Origin of the sequence: Saccharomonospora iraqiensis subsp. iraqiensis (assembly GCF_000430445.1) — a bacterium.
Classification (GTDB): domain Bacteria; phylum Actinomycetota; class Actinomycetes; order Mycobacteriales; family Pseudonocardiaceae; genus Saccharomonospora; species Saccharomonospora iraqiensis.
Genome location: NZ_KE387040.1, coordinates 147,334 through 157,675, shown reverse-complemented (window position 1 = coordinate 157,675; position 10,342 = coordinate 147,334). Strand labels below are relative to the sequence as shown.

Here is a 10,342-nt window from a genome sequence, read left to right as displayed (position 1 = left end):
CGGGGGCCGCGTCCGTGGGGCCGTCCGCGTGACCGTGGGCGGGGCCGTCCACGGTCGTCACCGCCGTCGGCCCGGCCGCGGGCCGCCCGCTCCGCTCGGTCATGGCGATCATGCTGACACCCTCGACGACTCGTCCGCGTCGGCCAGCGAGGTGCCTCTCGTCTCCCGGGCCAGGTACACGGCCACGAAGGTGAGCACACACCCGGCCGCGACGTAGACCGAGATCGGGACGCTGGTGCCGAAGGCGTCGAGCAGCGCGGTCGCGATGAGCGGGGCCAGCCCGCCCGCGGCGATCGACGCGAGCTGGTAGCCGATCGACGCGCCGGAGTAGCGCACCTTCGTGCCGAACAGTTCGGAGAAGAACGCCGCCTGCGGCCCGTACATCGCTCCGTGCAGCACCAGTCCGACGGTCACCGCACCGATGGTCGCCAGGGGTGTGGCCGCGTCGAGCATCGGGAAGAACACGAAGCTCCACACCAGCATCCCGGCCGTGCCGAACAGGTACACGACGCGGCGTCCCAGCAGGTCGGACAGCCACCCCCACACCGGGATCGTCACGAAGTGCACGGCGGAGCCGACCAGCACCGCGTTGATCCCGAGCGACTTCGACATGCCCAGGTGCGTGGTGAGGTAGACGAGCACGAAGGCGGTGATGACGTAGTACGAGACGTTCTCGGCGAAGCGGGCACCCATCGCGATGAGCACCTCGCGCCAGTGCCGGCGCAGCACGGTGACGATCGGCGCCCGCTCCGGGGCGGCCCCCTGCTCCGCCTGCCGGTCCGCGCTGCGCACCGCCTCGACGAAGACCGGCGACTCCTCGACGGCGAGCCGGATCCACAGCCCGATCACGACGAGCAGGCCGGACAGCAGGAACGGGATGCGCCAGCCCCACGCCTCGAACGCGGCGTCGGTCTGCACCGCGGCCAGCACGGCGAGCACCGCGGTGGCCAGCAGGTTCCCCGCGGGGACCCCCGCCTGCGGCCACGACGCCCAGAACCCGCGCCTGCGGTCGTCACCGTGCTCGGACACGATCAGCACGGCGCCGCCCCACTCGCCGCCGACGGCGAACCCCTGGATCAGCCGGAGCAGGACCAGCAGCAGCGGGGCGGCCACCCCGATCGTGGCGTAGGTGGGCAGCAGGCCCATCAGGAAGGTCGCCCCGCCCATCATGAGCAGGCTGACCACCAGCAGTTTCTTGCGGCCGAGTCTGTCCCCGAAGTGACCGAAGACGAGCCCGCCGAGCGGACGGGCGACGAACCCGATGGCGAAGGTCGCGAAGGCCAGCATGGTCCCGGCCAACGGGTCGCTCTCGGGGAAGAAGAGTTTGTTGAACACGAGTGCCGCGGCCGAGCCGAAGAGGAAGAAGTCGTACCACTCGACCGTGGTGCCGATCATGCTGGCACCCACGACACGCTTGATGGAGCTGGTCCGGGACATGGTGCTCACCACTTCGTCGTGTGCGAACAGGGATGTGTCGCCGCGGCCGCGGGCACGGCCCGGCGTGGGGCGACGCGGGTCGGACCGGGCGGGATCAACCCGCCGTCCACCCGCCGTCGAGCGGGATCGAGGTGCCCGTGAGGTAGGCGGCGTGGTCGCCGCAGAGCCACAGCACCACCGCCGCCACCTCCTCCGGCTCGATGAGCCGTTTCACGGCGGTGTTGCGCAGGAACACCTCGTCGAGGACGGCGTCCTCGTCGATCCCCCGGGACCGGGCCTGGTCGGCCACCTGGTCGGCGACCAGGCCGGTGCGGACGTAGCCGGGGGCCACACAGTTGCTGGTGACCCCGTGCGGCGCGGCCTCCAGTGCCGCCACCTTGTTCAGACCCTCCAGTCCGTGCTTGGCGGCCACGTACGCCGCCTTGTACGGACTCGCGCGCACCCCGTGCACGCTGGAGATGTTCACGATCCGTCCCCAGCCGCGCGCGGACATCGCGGGCAGGCAGCGGCGCATGAGCTGGAACGGTGTGGTCACCATGAGCTGCTGGATGCGGGTGAACCGCTCCGCCGACAGCTCCGGGATGGGCGCGATGTGCTGGACGCCCGCGTTGTTCACCAGGATGTCGACGTCGCCGGGCACCGTGTCGACCGCACCGGGGTCGGTGAGGTCGGCGACGTGCGCGACGGCGTCGTACTCCCGGGCGACGTCCACGGCGGCACGGTCGACGTCGACCAGGTGCACCGTGGCTCCCGCGCGGGCCAGGATCTCGACGCAGGCGCGTCCGATGCCGCCCGCACCACCCGTGACGAGGGCGGTCCGACCGGCCAGTGGGCTGCTCGACATGGCAGCAGACGGTAAGCGGCCCCCGACCCCGGCAACCATGTCCGCGCGGGCCACAACCGGGCCGTCGGGGGTGTGCGCCGGGCACACACCTCCGACGGCGGGCGGGTCAGGGCTTGGTGAGGATCTCCGCCCCGTCGTCGGTGACCCGCAGCGTGTGCTCGAACTGGGCCGTCCACTTCTTGTCCCGGGTGGTGACGGTCCAGTCGTCGCTCCAGACGTCGTAGTCGATCGTGCCGAGCGTGATCATCGGCTCGATCGTGAACGTCATGTCCTTCTCGATGACGGTGTTCACCGACGGCTCCTCGTAGTGCAGCACCGTCGGCGCGGTGTGGAAGGCGGGGCCGACACCGTGGCCGGTGAAGTCCCGCACCACGCCGTAGCCGAACCGCCTGGCGTAGGACTCGATCACCCGGCCGATCACGTTCAGCTGCCTGCCGGGCCGCACCGCCTTGATCGCCCGGTTGGTCGCCTCGCGGGTGCGTTCCACCAGCAGCCGCGCCTCGTCGGAGACGTCCCCGGCCAGGAAGGTGGCGTTGGTGTCGCCGTGGACCCCACCGATGTAGGCGGTGACGTCGATGTTGCAGATGTCGCCGTCCTCGATCACGGTCGAGTCCGGGATGCCGTGACAGATGACCTCGTTCAACGAGGTGCAGCACGACTTCGGGAACCCGCGGTAGCCGAGCGTGGAGGGGTAGGCGCCGTGGTCGAGCAGGAACTCGTGCACGACCCGGTCGACGTCGTCGGTGGTGTTGCCCGGCTTCACCGCCTTGCCGCCCTCCTGGAGGGCCTGCGCCGCGATCCGGCTTGCCACCCGCATGGCCTCGATGGTCTCGGGCGTGCGCACCCCGTTTCCGGGTTCCGGTTTCGGTGCGCGTTTACCGACGTACTCGGGGCGGACGATGGACTCGGGAACGGGGCGACGCGGCGTCTGCACGCCGGGCTGCAACGGGGCACGATCGGGCATGTCCCCCAGCCTACGACTCCGCCGGTGGCACACTGCGGGTGTCTCGGGTGGCGTCGGCCGCACGGGACCGGGCGGCCACCCGGCCGGTGCCCGTGCGGACCGCGACCCGGTGCCGGGGTCAGCCCAGCCCGGTGAGGAAGTCCCGGGTGGTGGCCACCGCCGGTTTCGAACTGCCCGCTCCCTCCAGCAGCACCGCGAAGGCCAGGTCGTCCCGGTAGCCGGTGAACCACCCGTGCGCCTCCGTGCCGTCGCCGTACTGCGCGGTGCCGGTCTTGCCGTGCACACCGGAGAGCCCGTCGTTCAGCTCGGTGGCGGTGCCGTCGGTGACCACGGCCCGCATCATCGTGCGCAGTCCCGCGAGCACCGGCTCCGGCAACGGTTCCCCGGAGACGGTGACCTCGGTCTCCCGATCGGTGAGCAGACCCGGCACGGGGGTCTTCCCGGCGGCGACGGTGGCCGACATCAGCGCCGTGCCGAACGGGCTCGCCAGCATCGTCCCCTGTCCGAACCCGGCCGAGGCCCGCGCCACGGTGCCGTCCCCCGGTTCGGCCGAACCGGTGACGGTGGTGACACCCGGGATGACGTAGTCGGCGCCGATGCCGAGGCTGCGCGCGGCGTCGGTGAGCGCGCCGTCCGGAAGCTCCAGCGCGAGGTGGGCGAACGTCGTGTTGCACGAACGGGCGAAGGCCTGCCGCAGCGGCACCGTGCCGAGGTCGAACTCGTCGTCGTTCGGGATCTCCCGGCCGTCGATCACCGTGGTGGCCGGACACTCCACCGGGGTGTCGACCCCGGTCCCCGCGCGCAACGCCGCCGCGGCGGTGGCGATCTTGAACGTGGAGCCCGGCGGGTAGCGGCCGGTGAGCGGGGCGGTGCCGTTCTCCACCGCGGCGTTGTTGGCCGCCACCGCGAGCAGGTCCCCGCTGGACGGTTCCAGGGCGACGAGCACCCCCGGCGAGTCCGCCGCGTCGAGCGCGCGTTCGGCCTCCTGCTGGACCGGCAGGCTCAGGGTGCTGCGCAGCGGTTCGGCCGCTTCCGGCTGCACGCGGTGGACCGCACCGACCTCGGCACCGTCGGAGTCGACCACGGCCACCGACCAGCCCGCGTTGTCCGCCGACCGCTCCCGCGCGACCTCGCGCACGGCGGGCAGGATCCGCTCCCCCAGCCCCCGGGTCACCGGCAACATCCGGTGCCGGGTGGTGAACCGGACCCCGGGCAGTTCGTGGATGTCCTCCTTGACCGTGGCGTAGTCACTCGAACGGAGCGACGCCACCAGGTACGGCGCGCCCTCCTCGGTCTCCGAGACGCCCGACTCGATCGACGACGGGGTGATCCGATCGTCCAGCGGGTTCAGCGCCCCGGCCAGGGACCCGATCACCGCGTCCGCCTGCTCCCCGGCCTCGTCACGGTGCAGCAGCACGTTGACGACCTCGTCGGAGCGCAGCAGCGGGGCCCCGTCCCGGTCGTGCACCGGGACGGGCGCGGCGTCCTCGCTGCGGAGGGCGAGTGTCTGGCCCCGTTGCAGTTCCGGATGCACCAACGACGGCCGGAAGCGGATCGCCGTGTCGCCGTCCGTCGTCAACGCGGCCCGTGTGTCGTACCCGAAGGTGCGACCCTGCCCGAGATCCCACTCCACCCGGTAGTCGGCGTAGGTGGTGCCCTCGGCCTCCCGGACCGTACCGAGCGTGGTGGTCACCGACTCCGGTTCCAACTCCGCCCGCACCCCGTCGAACAACCGCCGGGCGGCGCCGGGATCGTCGGTGAGCTCCGCCGCCGCGGCCGTGTCCCCGCGGGCGAACGCGTCGAGGAACTCGCCGGCCACCTCCCCGGGATCCTCGCCGGAGAACACACCGCACCCGCTGAGCACCAGGGCGACGCCGAGCAACGCGGCGCCGACCCGGTGCGACCGTCTGCCTCGCACGCGGCCCAGTATCCCGACCCCGCCGCCCGACCGGGGTGGACATGACACGGATCACACCGGAGACGGACCCTAGAACAGCACCGTGGCGAAGCTTCCGACCTGTCGGAAGCCGATCCGACGGTACGCGGCCAGGGCGGGGGTGTTGTACGAGTTCACGTACAGGCTCGCGACCCGGCCGAGCCCGTGCACCAGGTGCCGCGCGACCGCGGCGGTGCCCGCGGCGCCGAGGCCGTGGCCCCGGTACCGGGGATGGACCCACACGCCCTGGATCTGGCCCACCCGGTCGGACAACGCCCCGATCTCGGCCTTGAACACGACCTCGCCGCCCTCGAAGCGGGCGAACGCCCGACCGCCGGAGATCAGCTCCGAGACGCGGGCCCGGTACCCGGCACCCCCGTCCCCCGCGGTCGGGTCGACACCGACCTCCTCGTGGAACATGGCCACCGCGGCCGGGAAGTAGGTGTCGATCTCGTGCGGACGCACCGGCCGGACCGTCCGGTCCGCGGCCACGAGCGGCTCGCCGTCCAGGGCCATCAGGGGCTGGTCGGGCCGTTCCTCGCGGGCGGGGCCCCAGTCCCCGGCGAGTTGCTCCCACAGTCCGAGCACCTGTTCGGCGGGACCGACCAGCGACGAGCACGTCCTGGGCCGGCGCAGCGCCCGGTCCGCGAACGACCGCAACGCGCCCGTACCGCCGGTCAGCGGGACGAGGTTCGGCCCCGCGAAGCACAACCCCTGCAACGTGCCCGCCCGCACGGACCGGCCGTCGGTGCCCCACAGCTCACCGCCGAGCCGCCACGGGTCCAGCCCGGCCGACTCGACGCGGGCGGACACCATGCAGCTGCCCACCGGATCCGCCGCGAGGACCGCGCGGACCGCCGGGTAGTCCCTGTCATCGAGCAGCCTCGCACCGGCCAGCCGCAACACACGTCAAGATTGCCAGACAACCCCCACGGATGGGGACCGGCGAGCCGGACCCGTCCGCGACGTCCGGACGCGGTCGGACGTCACGGGTGTCGCGTTCGGGGTCGAACGGCGCACCGCGCATGCCAGGTGCCGTGCGGGCGCCGCTACTCCCCCGGGTAGGTCCCGAAGGTCCAGGCGTTGCCGTCAGGGTCGGCGACGGTGATCTCGTGCGAGCCGTAGTCGGTGTCGACGGGTTCGCGCAGCAGGCGCGCACCGGCCCTGCGGGCGCGCTCGGCCACCGCGTCCGGGTCGGTGCTGACCACGTACACCGCGTGTCCTCCGACCCGCGGCGACGCGGGGCCCGCGTTGCGCTCGGTGGCGGTGCCGTACATGACGCCGCCCCCCTCCGGCCCGCGGACCTCGCCGTGGGCGATCGTCCCGTCGTCGGCGCGGTAGGTGCAGCGTTCCTCGAAACCGCAGACCTCGGTGAAGAACCGCAGCGCGGCGTCCGCGTCGGTGTAGCGCAGCGCAGGCCACACCCGCGGACCGGACGCCGTCGTGGTCGTTCCGGTGGTTGCCGTGATTCCGGTGTTCGATGAGGTGTTCATGCGCCCGAGTCTGCGCCGGGGACGGTGGCGGTGTCTTGCAGGAATGGGAGCTCCTCGGACATCCACGTGCGCACCGAGCAGCCCGCCAACGCCCGCCACTCGTGACTGAGATGTGCCTGATCGGAGTACCCGCACGCGACCGCGACCCCGGCGAGGTCGCGGCCTCCGCCCGCCCGCAGCATCGCCGTCGCACGCTCGAACCGCAGGATCCGGGCCACCTGCTTCGGGGAGAGCCCGGTCTCCGCCCGGAACCGGGCTGCCAGATGACGCCGACTCCACCCGACCTCGTGGGCGAGCGCCTCGATCCGGAGCGCACCGGCCGTGCGGGTGAGCCGCCACCAGGCGCGGGCCAGTTCGGGCGTCGGATCCCACCGCCGGGTCAGGGACCCGGCCAGCGCCGCGTCGAGCGCCGCGAACCTCCGTGCCCAGTCCGGAGCCTCGGCCACCCGGTCCGGCAGCGACCGCGGCACCGGCACGACGGAGTCCCCGAGACCGGCGAGGTCCGCGAGGTCGACGACGTCTCCGCTGAGTTCGGCCGCCCGCACCCCGAACAGCTGCGCCAGCCCGAGCGGCCGGAGTTCCACCTGCACCCCGGACTGCGGACGCTCCCGTCCGATCAGCACCGGCGCGAGACACAGCCCACCGATCAGGACCCGGGAACGCACCGGGGAGCGGTCGGGATCGGGCATCCCGACGACCGGGACGGGTTCGTCCAGGCTCACGATCAGCGTGGCGTGCGCGCCGGGCAATCCCCGGTGCACGCCCGGTGCGGGCGGGAATCCCGAGTAGCCGACGTAGCGCGCGACGAGGGGCCGGAGCGCCGGGTGCGGCGCCCGGGCCACCCATTCGGGCTCACGCGCCACGGACGCCTCACCTCACCCCACGGTGACGACCGGCTCCCCGCTCGCGTCGGTGTCGCCGTTCTCCTCGGCGATCCGCATGGCCTCCTCGATCAGGGTCTCCACGATCTGGTGCTCGGGCACGGTCTTGATGACCTCACCCTTGACGAAGATCTGCCCCTTGCCGTTACCGGACGCCACGCCGAGGTCGGCCTCCCGCGCCTCACCGGGCCCGTTGACCACGCACCCCATCACCGCCACGCGCAGCGGGACCTCCATGTCCGCCAGCCCGGCGGTGACCTCGTCGGCCAGCTTGTAGACGTCGACCTGGGCGCGACCGCAGGAGGGGCAGGAGACGATCTCCAGCTTGCGCGGACGCAGGTTCAGCGACTCCAGGATCTGCGCACCGACCTTGACCTCCTCCACCGGAGGGGCCGACAGGGAGACCCGGATGGTGTCCCCGATGCCCTGGCGCAGCAGGGCGCCGAACGCCACCGACGACTTGACGGTGCCCTGGAAGGCGGGGCCGGCCTCGGTCACACCGAGGTGCAGCGGGTAGTCGCACTGCTCGGCGAGGATCTCGTAGGCGCGCACCATCACGACGGGGTCGTTGTGCTTGACCGAGATCTTCAGATCGTGGAAGTCGTGCTCGGCGAACAGCGACGCCTCCCACAGCGCCGACTCGGCCAGCGCCTCCGGGGTGGCCTTGCCGTGCTTGGCCATCAGCCGTGGGTCGAGCGAACCCGCGTTGACCCCGATGCGGATCGGCACACCGTGGTCCCCGGCCGCGCGGGCGATCTCGGCGACCTTGTCGTCGAACTTCTTGATGTTGCCCGGGTTCACCCGGACACCGGCACACCCCGCCTCGATCGCGGCGAAGACGTACTTCGGCTGGAAGTGGATGTCGGCGATGACCGGGATCTTCGACTTCGCGGCGATGGCGGGCAACGCCTCGGCGTCGTCGGCGCTCGGGCAGGCCACCCGCACGATGTCGCAGCCCGAGGCGGTCAGCTCGGCGATCTGCTGCAGCGTGGCGTTGACGTCGGCGGTCTCCGTGGTCGTCATCGACTGCACCGACACCGGGTGGTCGCTGCCGACCCCCACGGGACCGACCTGGAGCTGGCGGGTCTTCCGGCGTTCGGCGAGCACGGGCGGCGGGTTGGTGGGCAGGCCCAGGTCGACGGTCATCGCTTCCTCTTCCACTCCGGATTGCTGCCTGGCCGGGGTCCACGATACGTGAGCGCGGCCCGGCGCCGGGCACACCGACCCCCACTCGTGGGTCTCACTGGGTGAGCCGGATCGGGTTGACGATGTCGGCGGTGACCGTCAGCAGCACGAACGCACCACCGATGACAATCACCACACCGGTGACGGTGTTCAGCTTGGTGTAGTCGACGGGACCACCCGGTTCCCTGCCGCGCAGTCGGCGTAGCCAGTCGCGCACCCGTTCGTACCAGGTCACGGCGATGTGTCCGCCGTCGAGCGGCAGCAGCGGCAGCAGGTTGAAGATGCCGACGAAGAAGTTCAGGCTCGCCAGCAGCAGCAGGAACACGCCCCACAGCCCGGCCTCGACCGCCTCGCCGCCGATCCGGCTGGCCCCGACGACGCTGACCGGGGTCTCCGGGTCCCGCTCCGCACCGAAGATCGCCTCGACCACGGCGGGGACCTTCTCCGGCAGTTCGAGCAGGCGTTCCCAGGTCTGCACCATGATGTCCCCGGTGAACGCGACCGAGGCACCCACGGCGCCCACCGCTCCGTGGGACAACAGCCAGCCCTGGCTGGCCCCGATCATCCCGACCTGCTCGGTACCCCCGTCGGCGGTCGGCCGGGTGACCTCCGCCACGTCCACGGTGAGCCGCTCGCGCTCGCCCTCCCGCACCACGGTCATCGGGGTCGGCCCGGAGGCGTTCTGCACCCGGGACACCATCTCCGACCACGAGTTCACCGGGGTGCCGTTGATGCTGACGACCTCGTCACCGGACTCCAGCCCGGCGGCACGCGCCGGCGCGGGGTCACCCGGCCCGCACTGCGGGTCGTTGAACTGTTCGACCGTCTCGGCGTTGCGCACGCACTCGGACACCTCACCCACGACCGGGCGGTCGTTCAGGTTCGGCAGGCCCAGCGACACCGCCATCAGGTAGAGCACCACGAAGCCGAGCACGAAGTGGGTGAACGACCCGGCGGCGAGCACGACGGTGCGCTTCCACACCTTGTACCGCCACATCGCCCGGGGCGCCTCGTCGGGCTTCACCTCGTCGAGCGCGGTCATCCCCGCGATGTCGCAGAAACCACCGAGCGGGATCCACTTCAGCCCGTACTCGGTCTCGCCGCGCCGGAAGGAGAACACCGTCGGCCCGAATCCGACGAAGTAGCGCCGGACCTTCATGCCGAACATCTTCGCGGTGGCCATGTGCCCGGCCTCGTGCAGCGCCACCGAGACACAGATGCCCAGCGCGAAGAGCGCGACCCCCAGTAAGTAGACGAGCACGCGCTAGTTCCCTCCCGAACTGATTGCCAGGGCACGGTCGCGCGCCCATTCTTCCGCAGCCAGTACGTCGTCGACGTCGCGGGGCGGACGTGCCCACTCGTCGGCGGCGGCGACGACCTCGCCCACAGTGTCCACGATGGACGTGAAGCCCGTGTTCCCTCCGAGGAAGCGCTCCACGAGCCGCTCGTTGGCGGCGTTGAACACGGCGGGCAGGCAGCCGCCCCGGGAGCCGACGTGCCGGGCCAGGTCGACGGCGGGGAACGCCGCGGTGTCCAGCGGTTCGAAGGTCCACGTCGCGGCGGTGTCCCAGCGGCACGCGGGCGCGGCCTCCGGCACCCGGC

At 72.1% G+C, this 10,342-nt stretch carries 9 protein-coding genes and 1 pseudogene; all 10 read right to left on the bottom strand.

Annotated features, from left to right (window positions below; translation table 11 throughout):
* Positions 1-108 precede the first annotated feature (108 nt).
* Complete coding sequence (locus ACTIR_RS0102795) at positions 109-1,437, bottom strand: MFS transporter (protein WP_026453147.1); 1,329 nt, start codon at positions 1,435-1,437, stop codon at positions 109-111.
* Between the two features lie 94 nt (positions 1,438-1,531).
* Entirely contained in the window at positions 1,532-2,281 is a 750-nt protein-coding gene (locus ACTIR_RS0102790; protein ID WP_026453146.1) for a 3-hydroxybutyrate dehydrogenase, read from the bottom strand.
* 106 nt (positions 2,282-2,387) lie between these two features.
* Positions 2,388-3,245, bottom strand: coding sequence for a type I methionyl aminopeptidase (map, locus tag ACTIR_RS0102785; protein ID WP_026453145.1), 858 nt, complete (start codon positions 3,243-3,245; stop codon positions 2,388-2,390).
* Between the two features lie 118 nt (positions 3,246-3,363).
* Complete coding sequence (locus ACTIR_RS0102780; protein WP_026453144.1) at positions 3,364-5,163, bottom strand: penicillin-binding transpeptidase domain-containing protein; 1,800 nt, start codon at positions 5,161-5,163, stop codon at positions 3,364-3,366.
* A gap of 69 nt (positions 5,164-5,232) precedes the next feature.
* A complete protein-coding gene (locus ACTIR_RS0102775) occupies positions 5,233-6,087 on the bottom strand; it encodes a GNAT family N-acetyltransferase (protein WP_026453143.1) in 855 nt (284 codons plus the stop codon).
* Positions 6,088-6,230: 143 nt separating this feature from the next.
* Positions 6,231-6,674 carry a VOC family protein gene (locus ACTIR_RS0102770; RefSeq protein ID WP_052583689.1) on the bottom strand — a complete coding sequence of 148 codons (444 nt, stop codon included), beginning with the start codon at positions 6,672-6,674 and terminating at the stop codon, positions 6,231-6,233.
* Positions 6,671-7,537 (bottom strand): helix-turn-helix domain-containing protein, encoded by an 867-nt coding sequence (locus ACTIR_RS0102765; protein WP_026453141.1) that lies wholly within the window; start codon positions 7,535-7,537, stop codon positions 6,671-6,673. Before ACTIR_RS0102765 ends, ACTIR_RS0102770 begins: the two co-directional genes overlap by 4 nt.
* Positions 7,538-7,549: 12 nt before the next feature.
* The gene (gene ispG / locus ACTIR_RS0102760) at positions 7,550-8,701 is read right to left on the bottom strand and encodes a flavodoxin-dependent (E)-4-hydroxy-3-methylbut-2-enyl-diphosphate synthase (RefSeq protein WP_007024097.1); all 1,152 of its coding nucleotides are present in this window, start codon (positions 8,699-8,701) and stop codon (positions 7,550-7,552) included.
* Between the two features lie 94 nt (positions 8,702-8,795).
* Positions 8,796-10,001 (bottom strand): M50 family metallopeptidase, encoded by a 1,206-nt coding sequence (locus ACTIR_RS0102755; protein ID WP_026453140.1) that lies wholly within the window; start codon positions 9,999-10,001, stop codon positions 8,796-8,798.
* Between the two features lie 3 nt (positions 10,002-10,004).
* Positions 10,005-10,342, bottom strand: a pseudogene (locus tag ACTIR_RS0102750) (1-deoxy-D-xylulose-5-phosphate reductoisomerase); the annotation flags it as partial.

Coding starts and splice junctions, on each gene's coding strand:
- ACTIR_RS0102795 (WP_026453147.1), bottom strand. CDS start 1,437: ATGTCCCGGACCAGCTCCATCAAGCGTGTCGTGGGTGCCAGCATGATC.
- ACTIR_RS0102790 (WP_026453146.1), bottom strand. CDS start 2,281: ATGTCGAGCAGCCCACTGGCCGGTCGGACCGCCCTCGTCACGGGTGGT.
- ispG (WP_007024097.1), bottom strand. CDS start 8,701: ATGACCGTCGACCTGGGCCTGCCCACCAACCCGCCGCCCGTGCTCGCC.
- map (WP_026453145.1), bottom strand. CDS start 3,245: ATGCCCGATCGTGCCCCGTTGCAGCCCGGCGTGCAGACGCCGCGTCGC.
- ACTIR_RS0102770 (WP_052583689.1), bottom strand. CDS start 6,674: ATGAACACCTCATCGAACACCGGAATCACGGCAACCACCGGAACGACC.